The organism is Enterocloster aldenensis (genome assembly GCF_003434055.1).
In the GTDB taxonomy this organism is placed as follows: Bacteria; Bacillota; Clostridia; order Lachnospirales; family Lachnospiraceae; genus Enterocloster; species Enterocloster aldenensis.
Genome location: NZ_QVEX01000009.1, coordinates 97,570 through 123,433, shown reverse-complemented (window position 1 = coordinate 123,433; position 25,864 = coordinate 97,570). Strand labels below are relative to the sequence as shown.

General features: G+C 50.3%; 24 protein-coding genes. 21 read left to right on the top strand and 3 right to left on the bottom strand.

Annotated elements, in window-relative coordinates:
- The first annotated feature begins 209 nt into the window (after positions 1-209).
- From DWX59_RS17905 to DWX59_RS17870, 8 genes are all read left to right on the top strand, one after another.
- Positions 210-1,211 (top strand): LacI family DNA-binding transcriptional regulator, encoded by a 1,002-nt coding sequence (locus DWX59_RS17905; RefSeq protein WP_117560575.1) that lies wholly within the window; start codon positions 210-212, stop codon positions 1,209-1,211.
- A gap of 74 nt (positions 1,212-1,285) precedes the next feature.
- The gene (locus DWX59_RS17900) at positions 1,286-2,395 is read left to right on the top strand and encodes a M28 family metallopeptidase (protein ID WP_117560574.1); all 1,110 of its coding nucleotides are present in this window, start codon (positions 1,286-1,288) and stop codon (positions 2,393-2,395) included.
- Between the two features lie 45 nt (positions 2,396-2,440).
- On the top strand, positions 2,441-3,454 hold the full coding sequence (locus tag DWX59_RS17895) for a substrate-binding domain-containing protein (protein ID WP_117560573.1): 1,014 nt from the start codon (positions 2,441-2,443) through the stop codon (positions 3,452-3,454).
- Between the two features lie 74 nt (positions 3,455-3,528).
- The gene (gene rbsD, locus DWX59_RS17890; protein ID WP_025484097.1) at positions 3,529-3,927 is read left to right on the top strand and encodes a D-ribose pyranase; all 399 of its coding nucleotides are present in this window, start codon (positions 3,529-3,531) and stop codon (positions 3,925-3,927) included.
- 21 nt (positions 3,928-3,948) lie between these two features.
- Complete coding sequence (locus tag DWX59_RS17885; RefSeq protein ID WP_207660441.1) at positions 3,949-5,439, top strand: sugar ABC transporter ATP-binding protein; 1,491 nt, start codon at positions 3,949-3,951, stop codon at positions 5,437-5,439.
- A 1-nt stretch (position 5,440) separates the two neighbouring features.
- The gene (locus DWX59_RS17880) at positions 5,441-6,385 is read left to right on the top strand and encodes an ABC transporter permease (protein ID WP_202048813.1); all 945 of its coding nucleotides are present in this window, start codon (positions 5,441-5,443) and stop codon (positions 6,383-6,385) included.
- 54 nt (positions 6,386-6,439) lie between these two features.
- Positions 6,440-7,714, top strand: coding sequence for an ArgE/DapE family deacylase (locus DWX59_RS17875; protein ID WP_117560572.1), 1,275 nt, complete (start codon positions 6,440-6,442; stop codon positions 7,712-7,714).
- Between the two features lie 9 nt (positions 7,715-7,723).
- A complete protein-coding gene (locus DWX59_RS17870) occupies positions 7,724-8,479 on the top strand; it encodes a glutamine amidotransferase (protein ID WP_117560571.1) in 756 nt (251 codons plus the stop codon).
- Between the two features lie 111 nt (positions 8,480-8,590).
- Here the strand turns inward: DWX59_RS17870 and DWX59_RS17865 are convergent, their stop codons facing one another.
- Positions 8,591-9,316 carry a GntR family transcriptional regulator gene (locus DWX59_RS17865; RefSeq protein WP_117560628.1) on the bottom strand — a complete coding sequence of 242 codons (726 nt, stop codon included), beginning with the start codon at positions 9,314-9,316 and terminating at the stop codon, positions 8,591-8,593.
- A gap of 277 nt (positions 9,317-9,593) precedes the next feature.
- Between DWX59_RS17865 and DWX59_RS17860 the strand changes: the two genes are divergently transcribed.
- The 10 genes from DWX59_RS17860 to DWX59_RS17815 all read left to right on the top strand — a co-directional run bounded on the left by DWX59_RS17860 (position 9,594) and on the right by DWX59_RS17815 (position 19,836).
- Positions 9,594-10,538, top strand: coding sequence for a sugar kinase (locus tag DWX59_RS17860; RefSeq protein WP_165642712.1), 945 nt, complete (start codon positions 9,594-9,596; stop codon positions 10,536-10,538).
- A gap of 10 nt (positions 10,539-10,548) precedes the next feature.
- Positions 10,549-11,412, top strand: coding sequence for an amidohydrolase family protein (locus DWX59_RS17855; RefSeq protein WP_117560569.1), 864 nt, complete (start codon positions 10,549-10,551; stop codon positions 11,410-11,412).
- Positions 11,400-11,831 (top strand): secondary thiamine-phosphate synthase enzyme YjbQ, encoded by a 432-nt coding sequence (locus DWX59_RS17850; protein WP_117560568.1) that lies wholly within the window; start codon positions 11,400-11,402, stop codon positions 11,829-11,831. The genes DWX59_RS17855 and DWX59_RS17850 overlap by 13 nt, the downstream gene beginning before the upstream one ends.
- An 18-nt stretch (positions 11,832-11,849) precedes the next feature.
- Positions 11,850-13,388, top strand: a complete 1,539-nt coding sequence (locus DWX59_RS17845) for a sugar ABC transporter ATP-binding protein (RefSeq protein ID WP_117560567.1) — start codon at positions 11,850-11,852, stop codon at positions 13,386-13,388.
- A gap of 3 nt (positions 13,389-13,391) precedes the next feature.
- A complete protein-coding gene (gene mmsB, locus DWX59_RS17840; RefSeq protein WP_117560566.1) occupies positions 13,392-14,558 on the top strand; it encodes a multiple monosaccharide ABC transporter permease in 1,167 nt (388 codons plus the stop codon).
- A gap of 44 nt (positions 14,559-14,602) precedes the next feature.
- Positions 14,603-15,676: a substrate-binding domain-containing protein gene (locus DWX59_RS17835; protein WP_117560565.1), complete on the top strand. Its 1,074-nt coding sequence runs from the start codon at positions 14,603-14,605 to the stop codon at positions 15,674-15,676.
- Positions 15,677-15,691: 15 nt separating this feature from the next.
- A complete protein-coding gene (locus DWX59_RS17830; RefSeq protein ID WP_117560564.1) occupies positions 15,692-16,522 on the top strand; it encodes a sugar phosphate isomerase/epimerase family protein in 831 nt (276 codons plus the stop codon).
- Between the two features lie 104 nt (positions 16,523-16,626).
- Positions 16,627-17,640 carry an SIS domain-containing protein gene (locus tag DWX59_RS17825; protein ID WP_117560563.1) on the top strand — a complete coding sequence of 338 codons (1,014 nt, stop codon included), beginning with the start codon at positions 16,627-16,629 and terminating at the stop codon, positions 17,638-17,640.
- A gap of 97 nt (positions 17,641-17,737) precedes the next feature.
- On the top strand, positions 17,738-18,547 hold the full coding sequence (locus DWX59_RS17820) for a Cof-type HAD-IIB family hydrolase (protein ID WP_117560562.1): 810 nt from the start codon (positions 17,738-17,740) through the stop codon (positions 18,545-18,547).
- A 323-nt stretch (positions 18,548-18,870) separates the two neighbouring features.
- Positions 18,871-19,836: a uroporphyrinogen decarboxylase family protein gene (locus tag DWX59_RS17815; protein WP_117560561.1), complete on the top strand. Its 966-nt coding sequence runs from the start codon at positions 18,871-18,873 to the stop codon at positions 19,834-19,836.
- Between the two features lie 98 nt (positions 19,837-19,934).
- Here the strand turns inward: DWX59_RS17815 and pepT are convergent, their stop codons facing one another.
- Together pepT and DWX59_RS17805 are read right to left on the bottom strand one after the other, a co-directional pair.
- Positions 19,935-21,158 carry a peptidase T gene (gene pepT / locus DWX59_RS17810; protein WP_117560560.1) on the bottom strand — a complete coding sequence of 408 codons (1,224 nt, stop codon included), beginning with the start codon at positions 21,156-21,158 and terminating at the stop codon, positions 19,935-19,937.
- A 255-nt stretch (positions 21,159-21,413) separates the two neighbouring features.
- Positions 21,414-21,911: an L-2-amino-thiazoline-4-carboxylic acid hydrolase gene (locus tag DWX59_RS17805; RefSeq protein WP_117560559.1), complete on the bottom strand. Its 498-nt coding sequence runs from the start codon at positions 21,909-21,911 to the stop codon at positions 21,414-21,416.
- A gap of 356 nt (positions 21,912-22,267) precedes the next feature.
- Between DWX59_RS17805 and DWX59_RS17800 the strand changes: the two genes are divergently transcribed.
- Genes DWX59_RS17800 through DWX59_RS17790 form a run of 3 tightly spaced genes read left to right on the top strand, consistent with a single transcriptional unit; the run spans position 22,268 to position 25,832 of the window.
- Positions 22,268-23,221 carry an ABC transporter permease gene (locus tag DWX59_RS17800; RefSeq protein ID WP_117560558.1) on the top strand — a complete coding sequence of 318 codons (954 nt, stop codon included), beginning with the start codon at positions 22,268-22,270 and terminating at the stop codon, positions 23,219-23,221.
- 12 nt (positions 23,222-23,233) lie between these two features.
- Entirely contained in the window at positions 23,234-24,115 is an 882-nt protein-coding gene (locus tag DWX59_RS17795) for an ABC transporter permease (protein WP_117560557.1), read from the top strand.
- A 49-nt stretch (positions 24,116-24,164) separates the two neighbouring features.
- Entirely contained in the window at positions 24,165-25,832 is a 1,668-nt protein-coding gene (locus DWX59_RS17790; RefSeq protein ID WP_117560556.1) for an ABC transporter substrate-binding protein, read from the top strand.
- The last annotated feature ends 32 nt before the right edge of the window (positions 25,833-25,864 follow it).

Genomic DNA, 25,864 nt, shown 5'->3' with positions numbered 1-25,864 from the left:
ACCCAATTAGGGGAACGTTCCCCTATCGGGCTGGATCATAAGCTGCCTCCATAACAGCATTGTCAAAAAAAAATATATATAGTATACTTAATCCGAAGAAGAATAAGTGACTACTCCTTCTTTTTATTTTAACCATTTAGGGAAACGTTCCCCCTCCCGGGCGGGACTTAAAAAGAAGGACAGGACAGTGATGAAAGCGGAGGTATGAGATGGCAACGATTATTGACGTAGCAAAATTAGCCAGGGTTTCCAAGACATCTGTATCCAGATATCTGAATGAACAGGACCGGGGACATATGTCGGACGAGACAAAAGAAAGAATCAAAGATGCGATTGAACAGCTGAACTATGCGCCGAACAATGCGGCCAGGAGCCTGAAGGGAAAGGCGTCCAAGGTCATAGGGCTGGTCATCAATGATCTGGCAAACCCGTTTTTCCTGCAGATGATACAGGGGATTGAAACCGAACTCAGGGATTCCGGGTATAATATCCTGATGTGTGATTCAAATCTGGATATTAACCGGGAAATCGAGTGTCTGAGGATGTTGGAGCAGAGAAGGATTGATGGAATCCTGATTGTGGGCGTCAATCTTCCGGTCCAGCACCTGACGGACCTGAACATCCGGGTGCCCGTTGTATTGCTGGAGCGTGATTCCGGGGACAGCCGGTTTGATTCGGTAAAGATTGACAACTATTCAGGCGCTTACGCAGCAGTTGATTACCTGATAGAAAAGGGATATGAAGGAATTGCCCATATAAGGGGAAACCAGGCTTCCATGATGGCGGTCCAGAGAAAAGAAGCATATCAGGCAGCGCTGCGGGAACATGGGTATGAGCCGGTTAAGGAATACGAGGTAGATGGTCACTATACATTGGAAGGCGGCTATTCAGCCATGGAACGGCTGATGCAGCTTAAGGAGCCGCCCCGCGCTGTATTTTGCGCCAATGATATGTCTGCGATTGGCGCATTGCGCTACTTGTCACAGAATGGCTATAAGGTGCCCCAGGACATGGCCCTTGTTGGATATGATGATATTACGGTTGCGTCCCTGGTGACCCCGGCCCTGACCACGGTCAGGCAGCCGGTCATGGAGCTTGCGAAGATTGGTACGCAGATATTGTTGGAGCGTATGGAAATGAAAGAAGGGGATACATATTCCCCCAAATCTGTTGTATTGAAGTCTGAGCTGCTTGTAAGGGATTCAACATAATATAAATATTTATGGGCCGCGTTTTATAAGCCAGGCATGCCGGGCAGGACGCGGCGCTGACAGGAGAATGGTGTATGAAGAATGAAGATTATCAACAGATGAAGGAAAACTGGAAACAGATCATATCCTATGGTCCCAGGCCCTTTGGTTCAGCTTCATTGAAACAATGCAGCGATTATCTGACCAAAGAGATGAAAAAGCTGACTCCGGACGCTTACCAGGAAAGCTATGGTGCAGAAGCATGGGAAGTGGAAAACTGGAATCTGGAGATAGTATCGCCTGCCCCAAGGGGACTTGAGTCCTATCTGTTTCTTGGCAGCGGCGCATCGGACGGATTTGAGGGAAGGCTGATATTTGCGGGGCACAACCGTATCTGGAACATGTATGTATGGGACCGCTATGCGGTGGTGGACAAATCCGGGGAAATCACGGCATACATTACGGTCAGGGGAAATGGGGAAGCGATTCCACAGATGCTGTTCACTGGACACAGCGAACTGCCCCATTACATTGTGGGAATTGAGGAAAAAGATTTCTTTGAGGCGGCGGCACGAAACCATACAGTGGTCAGGGGCCATGCCCATTGCAGGAAGCTGCCGGATGCCAGATGCTACAATGTGGTGGGCCTGCTGGGAGAGGGGAATAAGAAGGTAGTGCTCTGCGCCCATTACGACACTGTCTACAATACGCCTGGAGCCTATGATAATTCTTCCGGCGCAGCCGTTCTTCTGGAAATCGGGAGACAGTTACATAATTATCACCTGAATACCCGGATTGAATTGCTGCTTACGGACGGCGAGGAGTTTAATCTGGTGGGATCGCGCCACAGATGCCGGCAGTGTGCGGACGATGACATCGGGATGGTCCTGTGTATTGACGGGGTTGGCCGGGAAGAGGTGCTGGAAGTCTGGAGCGGGCCGGAACCGTTTGAGAGGAAGATACGCGCAATCCTCGAAAAAAGCAGCGAACATTTTGACGCTTTATACAAGTGTCCGCCTCCGCCGGGAAGCGATCAGGAACCTTACTATTCAGCCGGGATTCCGGCCTGTATGCTGACATTTAATGATCAGGGGATCCTTCATTCCCCGAAAGACATTTTTGAGGAAAGCAAATTCAAGAACATGAGCGTCATGGTCAGGATTTCACTGGACCTTCTGGAACAGTTGAATGTGATAAAGAGATAAAAAAGAAACAGGAAGAGTTACTTATGGAGAAGGAGGACAAAAGAAATGAAGAAAATGATGGCAATGGCGGTAACGGCAGCAATGTTGGTAATGACAGCAGTCACCGGCTGCAGTACGCCGGCGGGGAACGGCGCAGGTACTGCCGGCACACAAACGGGGTCTGAGGGCACGCAGCAGGAAAGCCAGAAAACAGCAGATAAGGGGGACGGGAAGAAAGTAATCGGCGTATCCCTGATGACACTGCAATATGAGTTCTTTCAGGATATGAAGGCGGGAATAGAAGCAGCTGCCGGGGATGATTATAAGATTGTATTTAATGATCCGGCCCTTGATTTACAGACACAGATTGATGCCGTGGAAAACTTCTGCGCCCAGAATGTGGATGCAATCATATTGAACGCAGTGGATGCGGCGGGTATCGTGACTGCACTGGAAACCGCGGAGGAAAAGGGCATCCCGGTCATTACCGTGGACATGAAGCCGTCTGCCGGGACATATGTAACCTATATTGGTTCGGATAACTTCCTGGGCGGTGAACTGGCTGCGAGATGGACCGCTGACAAGTATGAAGGGGAGAGCCCGAATATCGTCCTGCTGACTAACCCGCTGTCTTCCGCGGCCGTGGAACGTATTGACGGTTTTAAGGAAACCATTGCAGAGATAATGCCGGATGCAAAAATCATTGCGGAGCAGGGCGCGGATACAAGGGAAGCGTTCATGAGCACCATGGAAGATCTGCTGACCGCGAATCCTGAAATCGATCTGGTATTTGCCTACAGCGCCCAGGGCGGTCTGGGCGCATATGATGCAATCCAGGCAGCCGGAAGGGATGGGGCCATATCGATTATCGGATTTGACGCCAGCGAAGAGGAGCAGGCTGCAATTGCAGAAAAAGGTTGTTACAAGGGAAGCATCATCCAGTTTCCTGATAAGCTGGGACAGACATGTGTGGAAAGCGTGACCAGAGTATTAAATGGGGAAACCCTGGATAAGGAAATTGGGGTGGAAGTTGGCGTTTATACGGCTGACGGCATTCTTTACCTGAAGGATCTTCAGTAAGGCAGGATACGGTCCAGACAAGGACCGGCCAGGGAAAACCAATGGATGGAACAGGGGAAAGAGAGGGCGTAAGATTGAAGAAAATAGGACTGCTTCATGGGGAACTGTCAAGGACCATTGCGGAATTGGCCCATGAGGACATTATATTAATAGGCGATGCGGGAATGCCGGTACCGGAAGGGGTAAAGCTGATTGACCTGGCGGTGGTCTGCGGGGTTCCATCATTTATCGATGTATTGAAAGCTGTTATGAGTGAAATGCTGGTGGCAAAAGGAATCATTGATATGGAGCAGGAGGAAGTCAGCCCGCAGATGGGGGTTAAAATCCGGGAGGCCGTGGGTAAGGAATTCCCATTGGAGATACGTCCTCACGCAGAGGTAAAGGAGCTGTCTAAAAAGGCGAAAGCTGTCATACGGACAGGGGAATTTACCCCATACTCGAACATCATACTGGAAGCAGACTGCTTATTTTAAACAACATAAGGTGGTGAGCACGTGGAGAATGATTATATACTGGAATTTCGGGGGATTAACAAATCATTTACCGGAGTAAAGGCCTTAAAGGATATCAGTTTCCAGATAAGGCGCGGTGAGGTACACGCCCTGATGGGGGAAAACGGGGCAGGTAAATCAACGCTCATGAAAATCCTTTCAGGGGCATATACAAAGGATTCAGGAGGAATCCTTGTGGATGGCAGGGAAGTAACCATTAAAAACACAAGTGATTCAGAAAAGCTGGGCATTGCCATCATATATCAGGAATTAAACCTGATTCCGGAATTGTCTGTTGCTGAAAATATTTTCCTGCACCGGCAGCCGCAAAGAGGGATTTTTGTGGACTGGAAGCAGATGAACAGCCAGGCGGCTGATGTGCTGAAACAGATTGATGTGGATATAGACACAAAGGCGGCAGTGTCCTCCCTGAGCGTGGCGCAGCAGCAGATGGTGGAGATTGCCAAAGCGATTTCCCTGAATTCCAGGGTATTAATCATGGATGAGCCGACCTCAGCGCTGACAGAAGGAGAGACAAAAAAACTGTTCCAGGTTATCTCAAATCTGAAGAAGAAAGGGATAACCATGGTTTACATCAGCCACCGCATGGAAGAAATCTTTGAAATCTGTGATTCATATTCAGTGATGCGGGACGGCGCCTATATTGCCGGCGGTATGATACGGGATGTGACGGTGGACAAGCTGATTGAGTACATGGTGGGACGTTCCCTTTCACAGGTATTTCCAGGCAAACACAATGTAATCGGCGATATAGTCCTGGAGGCCCGGGATATCAGCAGCGGTACTGAGGTCAGGAATGTCTCCTTCTATCTGAAACAGGGGGAAATCCTTGGATTTGCCGGGCTAGTGGGAGCCGGACGTACGGAAACCCTGAAAGCCGTGTTTGGCGCCGACCCGAAATCCAAGGGACAGATAATGATAAATGGCAGGACAGTTCCCATCCACTCTCCTGGGGACGCCATCCATAGGGGAATCGGTTTTGTCCCGGAGGACAGGAAACGGGAAGGACTGGTAACGGAACTGTCCGTGATGGATAATGTAGTAATGGCAAAAATGGACAATTCCATGAACCATGGGCTGTTCTCCATAGGGAAGGCAAAGGCGCTGTGCAGATATTATATTGACAGTCTCATGATAAAAACCCCGTCAGAAAAGCAGCTGGCTAAGTATCTGAGCGGGGGGAACCAGCAAAAGGTGGTCTTGGCCAAATGGCTGAACTGTGCCCCGGATATCATTGTATTGGATGAACCTACCAGGGGAATTGACATAAATGCGAAAATGGAGATTTATAACATTATTGTAAAGCTGGCGGGAGAGGGGAAATCCATCATACTGGTCTCTTCAGAAATGCAGGAGATCATCGGGTTGTGTGACCGGGTCTATGTCATGTGTGAAGGTAAAGTAGCTGGCATGTTGATGAAAGAAGAATTAACACAAGAAAAGATTATGAGTTACGCAACAGGAGGCAGATAAGATGGAGAAGGTAAGAAGCAGCAAAATCAATGTAAGCTGGAACGATATGGGGATTTTTATGATACTTGCTTTGCTGATTGTCATATTATCCGTTATCCGGCCCGTGTTCCTGACCCCGGATAATATCATCAATGTCATCCGGCAGGTGACAATCGTGGCAATTATCGGGATTGGTATGTCGTTTGTACTGATTTCAGGAGAGATAGACCTGAGTGTGGGGTCTATCTGCGCCCTGTCCGGGATTATTGTTACCATGTGCCTGAGGGATGGCTTTGGGATGACGGTTTCCATCCTTCTGGCATTATGTACGGCGGCCCTTTGCGGGGCAATCAACGGGTCAATCCATGTGTTTGCAAAAATCCCGTCTTTTATCGTGACCATGGGCATGCTGAACGTTGCCAGGGGCATTGTCCTTGTCATTACCAATTCCTATTCCATCACCGGGCTCCCTGACAGCTTCAAGGTAATCGGACGGGGATACGTAGGCCCTATACCGGTCCCTGTTGTGATTATGGCTGTCTGTTATGTGATTGGCTTTGCAGTGCTTAAATATACGAAATTCGGCCGTAGTGCATATTCCATCGGAGGCAACATTGAGGCGGCAAGGCTTTCCGGTGTTCCGGTGGTAAAGAATAAAATCCTGATTTATATCATCTGCGGGCTTACGGCAGGGATTGCGGGAATCATCCTTTCATCCAGGATGTTCTCAGGCCAGCCCAGCGCGGGGAACGGGCTGGAGCTGGATGCCATTGCGGCCTGTGTAATCGGCGGCACCAGCACCACGGGCGGAAAGGGAAGGCTGTGGGGAACGTTTTTGGGTGCATTGATTATGGGGATCATAACCAATGGAATGAATTTAATGAATATCTCCACAAACTGGCAGCTGATTGTCCAGGGTATGATTATCGTGATAGCGGTTGGCCTGGACAGGATTAAGAGCAATTAGTGCACATGGCGGGCTTGGGTCCCAAAACAGGTTCATGTGCAGGGAGGCAGACGGATGGATGACCTAAAGAAGATGATATATGGGAAGCAGGACTATTATCTGGACTTTCTGAGTAAGCTGGTGGGCTTTGATACTTCTGTCATACGTCATGGCGAGGATGGGCAGGAGGGCGCTGCGCAGATGTATATGGCCGGGTTCCTGGAACGCCTTGGCTGCGAGGTAGATATATTTGAACCGGACAATGAACGGATGAAGGCATATCCGGGCTATAATCAGGGCCACAGCTATGCGGGAAGGCCGGTTGTGGTGGGGACATACAGGGGAACCGGGGGAGGGAAGTCCCTGATCCTTAATGGTCATATGGATACCATGCCATCCGGGGACCTGGACCGTTGGGAGACAGACCCCTGGAAGATGACGGAACGGGACGGACGCCTGTACGGGCTGGGAACCGATGATATGAAAGGCGGTCTAAGCGCCCTTGTGCTGGCATTGGAACTGGTGCTCTCCATGGGGATAAAGCCCAGGGGCGACATCCTTGTCCAGAGTGTGGTGGACGAGGAAGGCGGAGGAAACGGGACCCTGGCCTGTGCTGACAGGGGATACCGGGCTGACGGGGCAATCATTGCAGAAGGGTCGAACCTGGAGGTGTTTGCGGCAAACCGCGGCGCATGGCTGGTACAGGCGGACGTGGAAGGCATTCCCATCCATGCCAGCCTGAAAGGGTTTGGGGTCAATGCCATTGATAAGATGACAAAGGTAATTGACTCACTCCGGGAGCTGGAGACAAAATGGATGACGACCAAACGCCATCCCCTTCTGGCTCCGCCCACAATCAATATTGGCTGCATAGAAGGAGGGGTTGCTGCCTCCACGGTGGCTGAAAGCTGCAGGCTGAAGTTTGATGTGGAATATTTTCCTTCAGAGACAGACGCATTTGGCGTCCGCCATACCGTGGACAAGGACGAGGTGGCCCGGGAAGTGGAACAGCATATCGGCCTTATGTGCCAGGGGGACGGCTGGCTTAAGGAGCATCCGGTGAAACTGCAGTGGTATCAGGACTGTTCCCCATTTGAGACAGACACCGGACATCCCCTGGTACAGACGCTGGCGGACATATCAGGGGAGGTTACCGGGAAACGTGTGATTTCAGGCATGACAGCCGGATGTGACGCACGCCATCTGACCAATATCCTTAAGATACCCACGGTGGTATATGGACCCGGCAGCTGCCATTTTGCCCACAAGGTAAATGAATTCCTGCCCAAGGACCAATTTTTAATGGCAATTGAAACATATGCAAAGATGATAATGAAATGGACATGCTAGGAGGCTGTAATGGATAAAATAAAGGTTTTGTTTGCAGGGGAATCATGGTTTTTCACAACCATAGAAACAAAAGGATTTGACCAGTTTACAATAGGCGGGTATGAGACAGAAATCGGCAGGGTAAGGGAGGTCATGAAGGATTATGCTGAGATTACCCATATCCCTGCCCACCTGGTATTACAGGAATTCCCATCCACGGCAGAGGAACTGAAACAGTACGATGTGGTGATTGTCAGCGACGTGGGGGCCAATACATTCCTGCTGCATCCCGATACTTTTTTCCGCAGCATACCCACTCCCAACCGCCTTCAGGCCATAGCCCGATATGTTGAGGAAGGCGGGGCCTTTGGTATGATGGGGGGATATATGACCTTTATGGGGATTGAGGGAAAGGGCAAGTGGCATAACACGGTTATTGAGGAACTGCTGCCTGTTACCATGATGGAAGGGGACGACCGGGAGGAACATCCGGAAGGACTGGTCCTGGAAATCGACCCCCAGAGCCATCCGCTGCTGGCAGGGATGCCGGAAAAATGGCCGCCGCTTTTGGGATATAATAAGCTGGCTGCCAAGGCGGATGCGGATGTTGTGATATCCTGGAAGGGCGACCCAATCCTTGCATTGGGTACATATGGGGAAGGCAGGAGCTTTGCATGGGCCAGTGATTGCGCTCCACATTGGATGCCTGCTGATTTCTGCGGGTCGGACTGCAACCGTATGCTTTGGGAGCGGGTTCTGAACTGGGTGACAAAAAGAAGCTTTTAATAAGGACAAAGATCATGATAAGAACAACGGCTGCTGTCAGCACAGGTGTGTATTACCTGTCCTGGCAGCAGCCGTTTTATTTTACCCTCATAGGAAACCGTCTCATCCGCCTTATAAATAAAAAACCATATCCTGCGTATTGTACAGCTGTTTTGCAACGAACAGCGGGGTATCAAACCCGCCTGACTGGAAATCCCTGAACAGCAGGAGGGAGGAATTGCGCTTTGTCTCAAGCAGCTCCGCCTCATAGGCAGTGGCAGTGGATATCTCCAGGGTCCGCTGGCTGGTATGTACGGATATTCCGTGTTTGTTGAAGCATTCAAAGATGGAACCTTCCAGATTCTCATGGAGAAGGAAATCATATTTCTTTAAAAAGTGGGATGTCTCAATCACGGTGGGGCGTCTGTCAATAAACCTTAACCGTACCACTTCTATAATCTGTTCACTTTCATCAATTTTCAGAAAATCACATTCGGCTTTTGTCGCATAGGAATAACCAGCTGATAACACCTGGGAGTGCAGTTCTTTGCCCAGGCGCCTGCAGGACTCGGTAAGTCCTGTTGTATCGTTAGCAGACTGAAGCTTTTTCTTTGGGGCCACAAAGGTTCCCTTTCCCTGACTGCGGATTAAAAGCCCGTCCGACACCAATTCCAGGATTGCCCCTCTGATGGTCACCCTGCTGACATTGAAAACCTTCATGAGCAGGAGTTCGGAGGGGAGTTTTTCCCCGGCGGCTATGTTTCCCATGTCAATCTCTTCGGTTATCACATTGGCGACCTGCTTATACAGAGGAATCATGCTGGTGGGGTCAATGCTGTTTGAATCGAAATTAAACATATGCTTCACCTTAATCATACCAAAATAGTCTTTGGCAAAAATCCTTTCTTAATACATTATAATACAACATAAATCAGCTTTTGGCAAGATGATACGGTGCAAACAAGGCTCCCCCTCCCTTGTTGCACATAGATATGTATTAATACAATATAAAATAATATAGTTAAAAGTGCTATAAAATAAAAATATATTCTAATTTTATAATATATATTGACAAATAGTGTATTAGAATGTATTATGACATATGAGGACAATAAATGGTGTTGGAGGTGAAGCAATGAAGTATGATTTGTTAACAGTCGGTTTTCCTATTGTTGAAATCATGCGGAAGGAAAGAGGGGTTTCCTTTGAAGAACCAGCTGATTTTACCGGCCCTTATCCAAGCGGGGATACATGTATTGTTTTAGATGTTGCGTCCAGGCTGGGGTTAAAGTGCTGCTTTTTGGGAACCGCGGGCACAGACGCATTTTCAGACGTGGTGTTAAACCGGCTGGAGCGGGATGGGATTGACCTGTCACATGTAAGGAAGGTGGATGGGGCATCCACGGCAATTGTTTTTGTAAGATATGATAAGGATGGGAAACGGGAATACCTGAATGTGATGGAGCACACTGCGTTTTCCGATTTTAATGAAAGCGATATCTGTGCGGAAGCCGTGAAAGAAGCAAGGTGGATACACTTCAGCGGGGAGGTGCTTTGCATCGCATCCGACGTGGGCAGGAGAAAGGCAATGCTCAGGCTGCTGGAGGCCATACCGGCTGACAGCAGGGTATGTCTTGACCCGAATTTCGTGGATGACCAACCAGGTATCATGGATATCATGAAGCCGTTCATAACCAGGGCCGACCTTATCCTGCCCAGTGAAGGGGAGGCGGGGAGGATGATGGGCACGGATACGGATGAGGAGGCATGCAGGGGCCTGGCTGCCCAGGGGAAGACGGTGGTGCTGAAAAAGGGCTGCGCGGGCTGTGACGTCTATACAGCAGAAGGAGTATGCCATATCCCTGCATTCCACATAGAGGAGAAGGACCCCACCGGATGCGGTGATTCATTCTGCGCAGGGTTCATTACAGGGCTTGTGGAAGGACAATGCATCCGGGACGCGGGTACGTTAGCCAATGCGGCCGGCGCCCTCCAGGCCATGTATGTAGGCCCCATGGAAGGCGCCTTATACAGGGAAGAAGTGGACGGATTCATACGGAATCACAAAGCAGCTAAATAAGGAGGACAATATGGTAATCGATGCACACTATCATCCTGCATTCATAAAAGAGGTCTGCGGGAATGAGGAATTGGCCCAAAGGCGCAGAAACGATATGGCATATTATAAGACCGGGGTTGCTGAGGTAAAGCGGATCAAGGAACGGATGAGGTCATCCGGAGTTGACAGGTGCTTCCTTCTTCCCCATGATTACTCCACGGTGTCCGGCGACCGGATTTCCAATGAGGAAATGAAGGACCTGGTGGAACTGGGGGAGGGGATGTTTTATGGGTTTGCCTCCGTGGACCCCAATCAGGAGGATGCGGGGGAAAAACTGGAATATGCGTTCAGGGAACTGAACCTGTCGGGGCTGAAGCTTCACCCCTCCAAACAGGGCTTTTATCCCAATGACAAAAAGATGTACGGCCTTTACGAAACATGTGTGAAATATAACAAGCCGATTCTGTTCCACGCAGGGTTCACATGGCAGCCGGGAACACTGGCAAAGTACTCCCATCCCCTGAACTTTGAGGAGGTTGCGCTGGATTTCCCAAAACTGCGTTTCTGCCTGGCCCATATGGGATTCCCATGGGTGAAGGAAACAGCCATGATGATCCTCAAGTATCCCAATGTGTATGCGGATACGTCGGCCCTGTACTTTGACAGCGCTTATGAATTTTACGGATATCTGTTTCAGCAGGAGCTGGGATACGGGTGGCTGGACCGCAGCCTGCGCCACAAGGTGATGTTCGGTTCCAATATGCCCAGGTTTGAGGAGATGAGGATGCTGGCAGCTTTAAAAAGACTTGGTTTGCGGGATGAAACCGTGGGACTCATAACAGAGGACAACGCGTTGGTATTCCTGGGAGAGAGGGAACAGGCATGGTTAGGTTAGAGAAATTCGTGATCCATACAACAAAATACAATGATTTCATCAATATAACGGACCGGGTGGAGGAACTGGTGGAACAGTCCGGGATCAGGGAGGGGATGGCCCTTGTGATGACAGCCCATACAACAACAGGCATCACTGCCAACGAGGCCCTGGAATGCCTGCAGAGCGACATGAAGGATATGCTGTGGAGGCTGGTTCCGGAATATGGGCATTATGCCCACAGCAGGATGCTTCATTCCTACGGCACAACGGCCGGAAACCCCACAGGCCACCTAAGGGCCATGCTTACGGGAAACCATGCGGTTTTCCCGGTATGGGACGGTAAAATGGTCCGGGGGGACGCCCAGGAAATCTTTTTCTGTGAATTTGACGGCGCCCAGAGCAGGACGGTCTACGTAGAAATAATGGGTGAATCATGATTGAAAGGAGGCACCTGGATGCCAGAGGATTACATACTCAGGATTGACAAGGTGGTTAAGCGGTTCGGCAATGTCACGGCGCTTGAGAATGTCTCACTGAATGTAAGGCGCGGGGAGATCCACGTATTGTGCGGTGAAAATGGGGCTGGCAAATCAACCCTGATGAATATCATCAGCGGCGTATATCCGCAGGGGACCTATGAGGGGAACTTTTACTACAATGACAGGGAATGCAGGTTCCGCTCCATTGGAGACAGTGAAAAAGAAGGGATTGTAATCATCCATCAGCACCTTGCCCTCATACCGTCCCTTTCCATTGCGGAGAACATATATCTTGGAAATGAAATAAAAAGGGGCGTGTCCATTGACTGGAACCGGACCAGGCGGGAGGCAGCACGTTTCATGGGCATTGTGGGGCTTCACGAAAGCCCGGATACCCTGATACAGAACATCGGAGTGGGCAAACAGCAGCTGGTGGAGATCTGCAAGGCCATATCAAAGAATGTGAAGCTTCTTATCCTGGATGAACCTACGGCTGCGCTCAATGACGAGGAAAGCGACACCCTGCTGAACCTGATACAGGAATTTAAGGAACAGGGCATTACATCCATCCTGATTTCCCACAAGCTCAGGGAGGTCACAAAGGTCTGCGATGCAATTACCATTATCCGGGACGGGGAAACCATAGAGACTTTATACAAAGGAGTGGATGAGATAACCGAAGCCCGCATCATCAAGGGCATGGTGGGCAGGGAGCTGACCAACCGGTTTCCGGCCAGGGAAAGCGCCATTGGCGGCGTAAGCCTGGAAATCAGGAACTGGAACGTATATGACCCGGTAATCGCAGGAAAGCAGATACTCCACGACATCAGCATGTATGTGAGGAAAGGGGAAGTCCTTGGGATTGCAGGCCTGATGGGCGCAGGCAGGACGGAACTGGCCATGAGCATTTTCGGCAGGAGCTACGGGACGGATATATCCGGTGAGCTGCGGATGAACGGAAACCCCATACAGGTCCGCAATGTGCCGGAGGCCATCCGAAACGGGATTGCCTACGTATCAGAAGACCGCCATGCATACGGGATGATACAGGGACAGTCCATTACCAATAACATCACCCTGCCCAGCCTGGGAAACTTTGTGGAAAGAGGCACCATTAACAGCAACAAAGAGGTGGTGGCTGCAAATGAATACAGGGAAAAACTGAGTATCAGGTGTTATAACGTGGAACAGGATGTATCCAAGCTGTCAGGCGGGAACCAGCAGAAGGTCATATTCAGCAAATGGGTGCTGGCGGGTTCGGATGTGCTGATCCTGGATGAACCCACCCGGGGCATAGACGTGGGGGCAAAATATGAGATATACCAGGTAATCAATGAGATGGTGGCCCAGGGTAAGTCGGTCATATTGATTTCATCGGACATGCCGGAGATACTTGGGATGTGTGACCGCACATACATCATGAATGAAGGCTATGTGGTAGGTGAACTGGAAGGAAACGAGATTGCGCAGGTAAATATAATGAATGCAATCATGCAGAATAGTAAGGTGGGTTAAGTCATGAAAAATAATAAAAAGATTCCTGCCATCAATTTAAGGCAGTATGGAATGATAATTGCGCTGGTGCTCATCACATTGTTTTTCGGAACCGTAACAGGCGGGGTGCTTTTTAAGCCGATGAACATCAGCAATATATTCATGCAGAACAGCTACATCATCTTTTTGTCAATCGGTATGTTTTTCTGTGTCCTGACAGGCAATGTGGATCTGTCGGTGGGTTCGGTGGTCGGTGTTTCCGGGGCGCTTCTTGGATTCATGATTGTGGAACACAATGTGCCGACCCCTGTGGCTGTGATTGTCACATTGGTGTGCGGCCTGCTGATCGGCGTGTTCCACGGATGTTTCATCGCCTTTTTAAATATACCGCCATTTATCGTGACCCTGGCCGGCATGCTTATCTTCCGCGGTCTGACCATGGTAATCCTGCAGGGACAGTCCCTGTCGCCCTTCAGCAAAAGTTTCCAGTACTTTTCCTCTGGTTTTGTTGGAACGGATATGAAGGCCGGCGGTATCAATATCCTGTGCGTGCTGCTGTTCGCAGCGGCTGCCGCAGCCATTATCCTGGCGGAACAGAATAAAAGGAAAGCAAGGATTAAATATGGGTTTGAGGTATCTTCCGCCAAGATCATGGCGGCAAAGCTGGCCGCTGTCCTGCTGGCAGTGGGCGCCATCCTTATGGGACTGGGAATGTACCGCGCAATCCCCTTTATACTGATCATCCTGATTATTGTTGCTTTGATTTATACGTATATAGCGGATAAGACGCCGGTGGGCCGCCATGTGTATGCGGTCGGGGGAAACGCGGACGCGGCCAGGCTGTCGGGCGTAAAGACCAGGCTCATCATGTTCCTTGTATATGTAAACTGTTCCTTCATGGCTACCATTGCAGGCATCGTGGTTACCAGCCGCCTGAATGTGGCCACCTCCAAGGCCGGGACCTCATACGAGCTGGATGCCATTGCTGCCTGTTACATAGGCGGATGCGCGGCCTCCGGAGGCGCCGGCAGCATCATCGGCGTGATTACAGGCGCCGCGGTCATGGCGGTCCTTAACAACGGTATGTCCATACTGGGAATCGGGACAGATATGCAGCAGGTAATAAAAGGCTTCATACTCCTGCTGGCGGTAACATTTGATATCAGGGCAAAAGCAAAAGGTAAAAATTAAATTCCAGGTCTGCTTAGCAGACCAGAAAAAGAGGAGGAAAAAAGATGAAGAAAACCACAAGAAGACTGATGGCAACGTGTATGGTCCTGGGCATGGCGGCAATGGCCCTGGGCGGCTGCAGCAGCTCAAAAAAGAAGGTCATCGGCGTATCCCTTCCCACCCAGGATCTGGCCAGGACCCAGAAGGACCAGGAGTATCTGACAAAATACCTGACAGAAATGGGGTATGAGGTAAATGTCCAGTTTGGCAAGGGCGACGCCAACATCCAGGCATCGTCCATTGAGAACATGATTACCAGCGGGGTGGCAGGCCTGATCATATCGCCCTTTGACAGCTCTTCCATGACAAAGGTCATAGAGCTTGCCCATGAAAATAATATCCCGGTCATTTCGTATGATTCCCTGTGCCTGAACACGGATTATATCGACTATTACAGCGCAGATGATCTGGAGGGCATCGGGGCCTGCCAGGCCCAGTACATTGTGGACCACCTGGGCGTTGCAGAAGGAAAAGGTCCTTTTAATATCGAGATTGTGGCAGGCGACCCGGCTGATAATAACGCTACTTACTTTTATAAAGGCGCAATGGATGTGCTCTCCCCCTATCTGGATGACGGCAGCCTGGTGGTACCCAGCGGCCAGGTTGAATTTGCGGTCTGCGGAACGCCTGAATGGGATGGATCCAAGGCCCAGTCCAGGATGGATTCCATTTTAAGCACCTATTATACGGACCGGCGTCTGGACGCTGTCCTGACCCAGAATGACGGAATTGCACTGGGCGCAATCTCCTCCCTTAAATCCGTTGGTTATGGTTCTTCCGACATGCCCCTTCCTATTACCACGGGGCAGGACTGTGACATTGCCTCCATCAAGTCCATTCTGGCCGGGGAACAGACCATGACCGTCTTTAAGGACATCAGCGTGCTGGCGAAAAATGCGGCTGACGTGATTGACAGCCTTGTAAAAGGGGAGGAACCCAAGCTGGAGAATTACACCACGTTCAACAATGGGGTAAAGGATGTGAAGGCTACCCTGGTCATACCAAAGGCCCTTGATAAAGATAACTGCGATGAGCTGCTTTTTGACAGCGGTTACTATTCAAAGGATATGCTGAACTAAATATCTGGAGGAAATATGGGAAAAATAGGACGGAGCCAATTGGCAGCCATGAACATGGTGTATAACAGGTATTCATTTACATATTTCCTGGACTCGCTGGAGCGGATGGGGGTAGGGCAGTTTGAGCTCTGGGCCGGCGCCCCCCATTTCTGCCATTTCATCCAAAGCCTCAGCGATGCGGGAAAACTCAGGAAAGAGGTGGGATTAAGGGGGCTTAAGATTGTGTGCCTGACCCCGGAACAGGTGCTGTACCCTCACAATATCGCATCGTCTGACAGGGAACTGAGACGGTTCAGCCTGGAGTATTTTTATAAATACATCAACCAGACAGCAGAATTGGGCGTGGATAAGATGCTGTGCTGCGCGGGTTGGGGAGACTATGACCAGGACAGGGAAGAGGCATGGAAACGTTCCGTGGAAAGCCTGTGGTCCATGGTGGAGCGCGCAAAAAGGGCAAATGTGACGCTGGCCTTTGAGATATTGGGCAGGTTTGAGAGCAACCTGGTCCATGACTTTGACTCCACCAGGCGTATGATGGAGGAAATCCAGGACCCGTGTTTTAAATTATGCCTGGACACGGTTCCCATGCGTACCTGCGGCAGCAGCATACCGGAGTTTTTTGAGGCGTTCCCTGGGCGCATATGCCATTTCCACATGACGGACGGGACCCCTGCGGGCCACGTACCCTGCGGCACAGGGGAGCATCCCATCGGTGCGTATATCTCCGAATTGGGGCAGCTGGGATATGAGGGATACATTACCCTGGAAATCGGGGACACATCCTGCTGTGCCAATCCACATGAGGCCACGGAATCAGGGTTTAATTATGTAAAACAGTTTTTATGAAATTAAAAATCAAATAGTACTTTACAAAATATATTATATGTTATATTATAACGACATAGGACAATATATAATGAACTATTTCATATTACAGGAGGTAGGAAAACATGTTTAACTTCAATATCCCACGTTATGAAAAGGTGGTAGGAGATGCAATTGCCTTAAGGCCGCAGATTGAGAAAGCAGTGGATGAAATCTGCGCACAGGGTTATACCAATCTTTTTTTCATTGGATGCGGCGGGACCTATGCACATTCACTGCCCATGAAGTACTGGCTGGACACCACATCGGATATCGATACATACAGCGTGATTGCAGCCGAGTTCATGGCCGCAGGACATAAGAAGTTCACCAAGGATTCTGTCTGTGTATTCTCCACCAGAAGCGGGAACACAAAGGAAATCGTGGCAGCGGCAAAGTATTGTAAGGAAGCCGGGGCAAGGACCATGGTGTATGTGTCCAATGACAATACGCCGGTATGTGAATATGCGGATTATAAGTTTGCAAGCTTTGCAGAGGATGACTGTCTGTGTGAAGCCATCTATACCTACATGATCATCCTTCTGAGCCGTTTTAAGAAAAATGCAGGGGAATTTGAGGATTATGATGAGTTCCTGGGCCAGTACGAGGCAGTGGTGCCGTATCTGATTAAGGCCAAGGAGCAGTATGAGGACAGATGCGCCGCAATGGCAGCCCGGCATAAGGATACGGATTACCATATGGTAATCGGCTCCGGCATGATGTGGGGGGAAGCCTACGACTATGCAATGTGCATCCTGGAAGAAATGCAGTGGATTAAGACAAAATCCATCCATGCGGCAGAGTATTTCCATGGAACCCTGGAACTGGTAGAGGAAGATACAAGCCTGATCCTGTTCTACGGGGAAGACGAGACAAGGCCCCTTATGGACCGCGTCATGAACTTCTCCCAGAAGGTCACAAAGGTCATCAATATATTTGACACCAAGGAGATAGAGCTGCCGTTTACCAGGCCCGATTACAGGAAGATTGTGTCACCCATGGTCATGTATGCCATGACGGAACGCTTAAGCTGCCACCTGGAAAAGGAGAGGAACCATCCTCTTACCACCAGGAGATATTACCGTCAGATGGAATATTAATCATATAAGCATCCGCCCGCTTAAGGGAATCCGGATGGAACGCAGGAATCGCTCCGCATGGACAGGCGGGGCGATTCCTTTGGGGAAAGGAAGTTGTATGAAGTATAAGCTGCTGGTCCTGGATATCGACGGGACACTGACCAATGAAAAGAAGGAAATCACAAGACATACAAAACAGACAATCCTGCGCATGCAGAAAGCCGGCGTAAAGGTGGTCCTGGCCTCGGGCCGGCCCGCCTACGGGGTGGTGCCCACGGCCAGGGAACTGGAGCTGGAACAGTACGGAGGGTTTATCCTGTCCTATAACGGAGGCAGGATTGTGGACTGTTCCACGGGAAGGACCATCTATGAAAAGACCATACCCCATAAGCTCATGGGTGGGATTTACGGCCAGGTCCATGACCTGGACGCGGCGCTGATGACATATGAGGGAGATAGGATCATTACTGAAAAACCTCAGGACGCGTATGTGGCCAAAGAATCATTTATTAATAAAATGAAGGTAAAGGGGGTGGGCAATTTCCTGGATTATGTCACGTTCCCGGTTGTTAAGTGCCTGGTGGCAGCGGACGGAGGGTATCTTGAAGCGGTTGAGGATAAGCTGAAAGGGTATTTTGGCAGCCAGTTAAGCATCTTCCGCTCAGAACCCTACTTTCTTGAGATCATGCCAAAGGATATTGATAAGGCCTCTTCCCTGGAACGCCTGCGCCTGCAGCTGGGGCTTGAGAGGGCTGAAATCGCAGCCTGCGGGGACGGGCTTAACGACATTTCCATGATACAGTACGCGGGCCTGGGGATTGCCATGGCAAATGCCCAGGAGGCAGTGAAAAGGGTCTGTGACTTTGTAACAAAGTCAAATGAGGAGGAAGGTGTGGCATATGCCATAGACCGGTTTATCCTGGGTTAGTGTGTTATGCCTCCGGCCGTCCGGTATGTGCGGACGGGCTGAGTATTGTGGGTGAGAAGTATGAACTGGAAGTGAATATGGCTGGCAGGGATAAGAAGTACAGTGAATAGGCATGGCCTGTTCACTGTATTTGTATATAGTGCATAAAAAACAGCCGTGCAATGTGTTGAATATGCAGAAATAAATAAAACCCCTTGAAGGCTGATAATATCAGTGATATATTATAGACAACATCAATACAGGAGGGTGCGGCCCGGCGGAATCACGCCGGGGTATTTTAAAGGCGCCTTATAAGATAAACAAGAAGAAAAGGAGATTGAACCATGACCAAGAGAGAACGAGTAATTGCAGCAATCCAGCAAAAGGATTTAGACGGGATTCCTTCCGGCTTTTCCCTTCATTTCCCGGAGGAAAAGAAACACGGGGAAGCATGCGTCAAGGCCCATCTTGACTTTTTCCACGATACGGATACGGATATATGCAAGATCATGAATGAGAACCTGATTCCAGTGTTTGGCACAATCCATACCCCGGATGATTATAACAGGCTGATTCCCAGGATGACCATGGAAGACGGGTTCATGAAGGACCAGATGGCGCTGACCAAAGAAATCCTGGCCCGCTGTGACAAGGATGTGTTTACCATGGGAACCCTTCACGGTATCTGCGCATCCGGCATCCATCCCATTGAGCAGTCCGGCGTCAACTACTTTGCGGCCAGGCAGATGCAGGTGGATTTCCTGCGCTGGGATGAGGAGAAGATGCTGTCCGCCATGCAGCGCATCACGGATGTGCTCTGCGACCTGGCCAGGAGCTACATAGAGGCAGGGCTGGACTCTGTCTATTACGCATCCCTGGGCGGCGAGGAGTGCTTCTTTACCGACGATGAATTTGCCAGATGGATTAAGCCCTTTGAGATTCAGGTCATGAAGGCGATTAAGGATGCAGGCGGATACTGCTTCCTGCACATCTGCAAGGATGGCCTGAACATGGAGAGATACAGGGATTATGCTCCTTACGCCGATGTTGTGAACTGGGGCGTATTTGAGGTACCCTATGACCTGGAAAAAGGCAGGGAGCTTTTTGGCGGCAAGACCCTGATGGGAGGACTTCCCAACCGTCACGGCGTACTGGTGGAAGGAAGCGATGCCCAGGTAGAGGCAGAAGTGAAGAAGGTTATTTCTGATTTTGGAAGGAAAGGACTGATACTGGGCGCAGACTGTACGCTGGCCACGGAGCAGGACCTGGATAAGGTGAGGCTGGCTGCAAGGACAGCCCGCGGCTGCTGATAGGAAACAGGAAAAAACAAAAGGAGCAAAAGCGGCAGTACGCTTTCGCTCCTTTTAACATGTCCCGGCATTTGATGGGGGCCTGGCAGGCCCCGGTCCTATGCATACAGCTCAACCAGATATTTAAGGATCTCAACCACCTTTTCCATGGACTGTATGGATACAAATTCATGGCGTCCATGGCCGTTCTGCCCGCCGGTACACAGGTTGGGACAGGGAAGTCCCATGTAGGATAAGCGGGAGCCGTCCGTGCCTCCCCGGATTGGGTCCACAATGGGGGTGACGCCCGCCCGTTCCATGGCAGTGAATACATGATCAATCATTTCCTGATGGTCCTTTATCTTCCCATACATGTTCAGGTAGCTTTCCGTTATCTGGATTTCCACGGTTCCCGCGCCGTACTTGCGGTTCAGGTATTGGGCGGCGTCCTTCATCAGTTCCTGGCGCCTCATGTAGTTCCCATGGTCGTGGTCCCGGATGATATATTTCATGGTGGCTGTCTCCGTACACCCTTCCATGCGGTCCAGGTGGAAGAAGCCCTCCCGTCCCTCGGTGCAGGCAGGCGTTTCGTAAACCGGAAGCAGGCCCTGGTATTCCATGGCCATGAGGATGGCGTTCTTAAGCACGCCCTTGGAATAGCCGGTGTGTGCAGTCACGCCGTGGACTGTCACGACCGCCCCTGCGGCATTGAAGTTTTCGTAGGAAAATTCCCCAAGGATTCCGCCGTCCACCGTATATCCATAGGCGGCGTCCAGCTTCTTCACATCCACATGGTCCGCGCCCCGGCCAATCTCCTCATCTGGTGTGAAAAGGATGCTGATTGCCGGGTGGGGATGTTCCGGATGCTCCATCAGATACTGTGCCAGCGTCACGATCTCCGCAACACCTGCCTTGTCGTCCGCACCCAGAAGGGTGGTTCCGTCCGTGACAATCAGGTCCTGTCCCTTAAACTGTGCCAGGCTTGGATAATCGGAAACCCTGGTGACAATGTTCTTTTCCTGGTTGAGGACAATATCCCCCCCGTCATACCCGGTTACAATGCGCGGCTTTATATCGGCCCCTGACATGTCCATGGCCGTATCCATATGTGCAATCAGGGCAAGGCCGGGCCTGGCGCATCCGGCTGAGGCCGGTATATGTGCGTAGACACAGGCGTATTGGTCCATCTCCACATCATGAAGGCCAAGCCCTTTTAGCTCGTCCGCCAGGTACGCGGCCAGTTTCAGCTGTTTTTCAGTGGACGGCACTGTGCTGCTGGAGCTATCGGACTGGGTGTCAAAGCTTACATACGTAAGAAATCTGTCTTTCACATTCTGGTTCATGAAATTCCTCCTGTTTTTGCGTGGTGTACTCCCGGAGTCTCCTCGATATTCACCTCTGCGGCTGATGGTCTGCCGGCCGCATACAATTTTAATCAGCCTGCACACCGTGTCATGGATCCGCGCACAGCGCTCAGACAATCATCCCTATGTGGATACTACCGGTAGGATACCCATATGATACCACTATCATGCGGATAATAAAAGATGCTGCCATATGAAAATGGCAGCATGGATGTAGTTGCTGGGTATCTGTTTTTATTTGTGGAAATGCAGATGGCAGCATCCGTCGCCTGCAGCAATGGTCTTGGTGATGTCCAGGGTCAGTCCCATCTGGTCTGCAATACCGCGGTCGCCGTCCATGGCCATGTCACAGAGCAGTTCCAGCTCCTTGCCTTCGTAGCCAAGTTTCTCCCATGCCTGTACAAGGGGACACTGATGGAATTCTGCAACCAGGTCGTCATGGGTTGCCTCAAGGACATCAATCTCCATGTTCTTTGCGCCCTGTCCGCTGAAGAACGCCTTGCCGAAATCGGCTGCGCTTTCAGGGTCCTCACACTGTGGCTTATACATATTGTCACCGTGGATGTGGCCGCACTTGCGGATTGCCTCACGGCACATCTTCTCAGCGTCAGCGCCCTGTTTTTTGGCCTGATCATAAAGAAGGGCCATCCAGGTTGCCCTGTGCTCTACGGCACCGCGGCAGGCCATGGTTGCTGGGTCGGTAAATTTAGGTTCGTTGTGTTTGATAGACATTGTAAAATCCTCCTTAAATAAAATCAGTTGTACTGTCAGTACTTTGTACCGGCAGCCATATTTACACAATGGATATCCTGATTTTATCCAGGCACGCAGGAATAACTGGTACCTATTTAAGCATGTAAAAATAATTTAGTCAATAGTTTTAACGCTTTATTTGTTTTTTTGTCGGTTTTTACAATAAAACATCGAAAATATGAGCATTATAACCAAATATTATTAATAAATACCTGAAACCATTGACATTTTGTCATCTTGTGATATTATCAGTGATATAACAATGATATTCTTAAAGTTCAGGCACGCAGCTACTATTAAGAAGTATCACGGAAATACGGAGGTCGATAAACAACATGTTTAAGTACACAGTCAAACGTCTGTTGGTAGCGATTCCCACCTTTTTCGGAATAACTGTACTTGTCTATCTGATTTCTGCAATGGCTCCCGGCAGTCCTTTGGAAATGCTCATGGCTGACCCCATGGCAACCAAGGAAAGCATGGAAGCCTTAAAGACGCAGATGGGGTTGAATGACCCGGCGATTATACAGTATTTCCGTTGGCTTGCAGCCATGCTGCAGGGTAATCTGGGAATCTCATACCGGAACAGCCTTCCTGTATTGGGACAGGTACTGGAAAAATTGGGACCCACACTGATACTTACCCTTTCATCCACTGTTTTATCAGTTCTGATTGCAGTACCCCTTGGTATCATGTCAGCGTATAAGCCTTATTCTGCATGGGATTACGCTTCATCCGGCTTTGCATTTGTGGGAGCGTCCACTCCTACCTTTTTTACAGGCCTTGTGATGATTTACATATTTGCAGTCAAGCTTCGGGTACTGCCCATGGGAGGAATGTATGATGCCGGAGTACATACGGTAGCTTCGGCAGTTAACCATCTGATCCTGCCCTGTCTGGTCCTGACCATATTTAATATAGGCAGCATACTGAGGCAGACCCGGGGCAGTATGATGGAGGTATTCAGCGAAGACTATATAAGGACTGCCAGGGCCAAAGGCCTTACAGAGCCAAGGGTGGTCATCATCCATGGCCTGAGGAACGCACTGATTCCCGTGGTTACCGTGCTCAGCACCATGATACCGTTCATGTTCGGCGGAGCGGTTGTGGCAGAGCAGGTATTCAGCTGGCCGGGACTTGGAAGCCTGATGGTACAGTCCATTAATGCAAGGGATTATCCCATGATCATGGGGATAACCGTAGTGATAGCAGCAGCCGTGCTGATAGGAAATGTCCTTACCGATATTGCCTACAGCCTGCTTGACCCGAAGATAAGAGAGAGCCGTTAGGGAGGTAAGAGGATGTCAGAGACAACAGTTATAAAAAAGGACTCGTATTATCGAGACGTGCTCAAAAAATTCACGGCCCACAAGCTGGCCATGATTGGCGTGGCTATCATTGTATTAGAAGTGCTGCTGGTAATATTCCTGCCAATGATATTGAAGCTGGACCCGTATACATCCGATATACTGGCGTTCAGCGCCAAACCCGGCCCAGGGCATTTCCTTGGGACCGATGACACGGGACGGGATGTGTTTGCAAGGCTGGTATACGGCGGACGGGTATCCCTGATGGTAGGCCTTCTTTCAGCCGTCATAAGCCTTTTAATCGGGGTTCCCCTGGGGCTGGTTGCAGGTTATTACAAGGGTATCTGGGAAACCATTGTCATGAGGGCAGCAGACATTTTCATGTCATTCCCATCCATGATACTGGTGCTGGTACTGGTGTCTGTGATCGGACCTTCCGTATGGACCGTAACACTGGTAATCGGTGTGCTGGGGTGGACGGATTTTGCCAAGCTGATATACGGCAATGTATTGTCGGTCAGGGAAAAGGAATATGTGGAATCGGCCAAGGCCGTCGGTACCAGGGACCTGCCCCTGCTGTTAAAGTATGTGGTGCCCAATGCATTCGCGCCCATATTGATAAACTTTACATTCCGTACCGCACAGGCCATCATCCAGGAATCCGCACTTAGCTTCCTGGGCATGGGCGTCCAGCCGCCGCAGGCTTCCTGGGGCAATATCCTGTACGCTGCCCAGTCCATCACCGTGCTTTCATCCAGGCCGTGGCTCTGGGTACCGCCGGGCATCCTTCTGGTGCTGACGGTTTCCAGCATCAACTTTGTGGGTGACGGAATCAGGGATGCGCTGGATTCCAAGACAAAGATTAAGAAGAAATAAAAAGGAATAGTTAATATAAAAGAAAATCATAAATAACAGGAGGAACATTATGAGACGCAATTTTGTAAGAGTAATCGCAGCTTCCCTTGCATCCGCCATGCTGCTTTCAGCATGCGGCGGTTCATCCGCAGGGACATCAGACACAACTGCCAACGCGGCAGGCGGCGGGGCGCAGACAGAGGCGCCAAAGGCAGAAGGCGGCGGCAGCACGGGTGAGAAGATTGTCACCATTGCCCAGTCCGGCGACTGGGACACCTTCATGGTCATGAACACCACCAACGCAGGTGCTGACAATGTAAATGAATTGATGTTCGACCGCCTGATGACCATCAATACCGACGGGACCTTTGAACCACGCCTGGCAAAATCCTGGGAGACCAACGAGGCTCAGGACAAGATTACATATCATCTGTACGAGGATGCCAAGTGGCATGACGGGGAGCCTGTAACCGCTGAGGACGTTGTGTACTCTGCCCAGGTTGCGTCTTCCTCAGAATACAACTATCTGCGCCGTATCCGCATGCAGTATTTTGCAGGCACGGACGAGACCGGCTGTGAGACCTCCACGGACAGCGTTGAGGTAAAGGCGCTGGACGACCACACGGTTGAGTTTACCTTAAAGACACCCATGGACCCATCCATTGTATACGCATTGGTGAACCGTGACTTCTTCATCATCCCGAAGCATCTGCTTTCCGGAATCTCAGACGCGGACCTGGTTAACGACCCGTTCTGGCAGAAGCCGATCGGTTCCGGCCCATGTATCTTTGACAGCATGGAATCCGGCGTGTCCATCGAGTTCCTGGCTAATAAGGATTACTACCTTGGGACACCTGACTTTGACAGGCTGGTATTCAAGAAGGTACAGTCATCCAATATCCTTTCCGGACTCATGAGCGGCGAGATTGACGCCCTTTCCGGCAATACACAGATCCCGTTAGCTGACTGGGAAGCAGCCAACAACACACCAGGCGTGAAGGCCATGTCCGTTCCCACCTTCGCATACCAGTACATGGCAATGAACACAACCAGGGAATACCTGCCGGAGGAAATCCGCCACGCAATCAGCCTTGCAATCAACCGCCAGGTTATCGTGGAGCAGCTCCTTCAGGGACAGGGCCGTGTTGCAATCGGGCCTCTTCCCGAAGACCACAAGTACTATAATACTAACCTTAAGGTTGAATATGACCCTGAGAAGGCAAAAGGCATGGTAGAGGCAGCGGGCTGGGATCCCAACCGTGAACTAGAAGTTCTGGTTTCCACAGGCAACGAGGTACGTGAGAAATCCGCTATCTTAATCCAGCAGGATCTTCAGAAGATCGGCATCAAGACAAAAATCCAGACCCTTGACTTCCCGACCCTTCTGACCAATGCCCGCAACGGCGACTATGACCTGTGCTTCATCGGTTCCGCTGGTTCTGTTGACCCATCTGAGTCCGTGCCCAACGTAACCGCAGGCTACATGAATAACTTTACCCAGCTGACCGACCCGACCCTGGGCGAGGTAGGTGAGTCCGGCGCCAAGGAAATCACATTTGAGGCACGTAAGGCAGTTTATGACAAGTACCAGGAGATCCTGTTCCAGCAGATGCCTATGGCATTCCTGTACTTTACCAATGACCTGTTTGGATACAGCGATAAGCTGGAGAATGTCCGCGTGGGAGCCATTGATTACAATGTAAATAAGAATGTATGGGCTTGGAAGGTTAACAAATAATCTGGTTCAGGACGTTCCATACGAAAAGCGAG

What these genes read in the sequence shown, in the direction of transcription:
- DWX59_RS17905 (WP_117560575.1), top strand. Translation starts at nt 210, where the DNA reads ATGGCAACGATTATTGACGTAGCAAAATTAGCCAGGGTTTCCAAGACA.
- DWX59_RS17900 (WP_117560574.1), top strand. Translation starts at nt 1,286, where the DNA reads ATGAAGAATGAAGATTATCAACAGATGAAGGAAAACTGGAAACAGATC.
- DWX59_RS17895 (WP_117560573.1), top strand. Translation starts at nt 2,441, where the DNA reads ATGAAGAAAATGATGGCAATGGCGGTAACGGCAGCAATGTTGGTAATG.
- DWX59_RS17880 (WP_202048813.1), top strand. Translation starts at nt 5,441, where the DNA reads ATGGAGAAGGTAAGAAGCAGCAAAATCAATGTAAGCTGGAACGATATG.
- DWX59_RS17875 (WP_117560572.1), top strand. Translation starts at nt 6,440, where the DNA reads ATGGATGACCTAAAGAAGATGATATATGGGAAGCAGGACTATTATCTG.
- DWX59_RS17870 (WP_117560571.1), top strand. Translation starts at nt 7,724, where the DNA reads ATGGATAAAATAAAGGTTTTGTTTGCAGGGGAATCATGGTTTTTCACA.
- DWX59_RS17865 (WP_117560628.1), bottom strand. Translation starts at nt 9,316, where the DNA reads ATGTTTAATTTCGATTCAAACAGCATTGACCCCACCAGCATGATTCCT.
- DWX59_RS17860 (WP_165642712.1), top strand. Translation starts at nt 9,594, where the DNA reads ATGAAGTATGATTTGTTAACAGTCGGTTTTCCTATTGTTGAAATCATG.
- DWX59_RS17855 (WP_117560569.1), top strand. Translation starts at nt 10,549, where the DNA reads ATGGTAATCGATGCACACTATCATCCTGCATTCATAAAAGAGGTCTGC.
- DWX59_RS17850 (WP_117560568.1), top strand. Translation starts at nt 11,400, where the DNA reads ATGGTTAGGTTAGAGAAATTCGTGATCCATACAACAAAATACAATGAT.
- DWX59_RS17845 (WP_117560567.1), top strand. Translation starts at nt 11,850, where the DNA reads ATGCCAGAGGATTACATACTCAGGATTGACAAGGTGGTTAAGCGGTTC.
- mmsB (WP_117560566.1), top strand. Translation starts at nt 13,392, where the DNA reads ATGAAAAATAATAAAAAGATTCCTGCCATCAATTTAAGGCAGTATGGA.
- DWX59_RS17835 (WP_117560565.1), top strand. Translation starts at nt 14,603, where the DNA reads ATGAAGAAAACCACAAGAAGACTGATGGCAACGTGTATGGTCCTGGGC.
- DWX59_RS17830 (WP_117560564.1), top strand. Translation starts at nt 15,692, where the DNA reads ATGGGAAAAATAGGACGGAGCCAATTGGCAGCCATGAACATGGTGTAT.
- DWX59_RS17825 (WP_117560563.1), top strand. Translation starts at nt 16,627, where the DNA reads ATGTTTAACTTCAATATCCCACGTTATGAAAAGGTGGTAGGAGATGCA.
- DWX59_RS17820 (WP_117560562.1), top strand. Translation starts at nt 17,738, where the DNA reads ATGAAGTATAAGCTGCTGGTCCTGGATATCGACGGGACACTGACCAAT.
- DWX59_RS17815 (WP_117560561.1), top strand. Translation starts at nt 18,871, where the DNA reads ATGACCAAGAGAGAACGAGTAATTGCAGCAATCCAGCAAAAGGATTTA.
- pepT (WP_117560560.1), bottom strand. Translation starts at nt 21,158, where the DNA reads ATGAACCAGAATGTGAAAGACAGATTTCTTACGTATGTAAGCTTTGAC.
- DWX59_RS17805 (WP_117560559.1), bottom strand. Translation starts at nt 21,911, where the DNA reads ATGTCTATCAAACACAACGAACCTAAATTTACCGACCCAGCAACCATG.
- DWX59_RS17800 (WP_117560558.1), top strand. Translation starts at nt 22,268, where the DNA reads ATGTTTAAGTACACAGTCAAACGTCTGTTGGTAGCGATTCCCACCTTT.
- DWX59_RS17795 (WP_117560557.1), top strand. Translation starts at nt 23,234, where the DNA reads ATGTCAGAGACAACAGTTATAAAAAAGGACTCGTATTATCGAGACGTG.
- DWX59_RS17790 (WP_117560556.1), top strand. Translation starts at nt 24,165, where the DNA reads ATGAGACGCAATTTTGTAAGAGTAATCGCAGCTTCCCTTGCATCCGCC.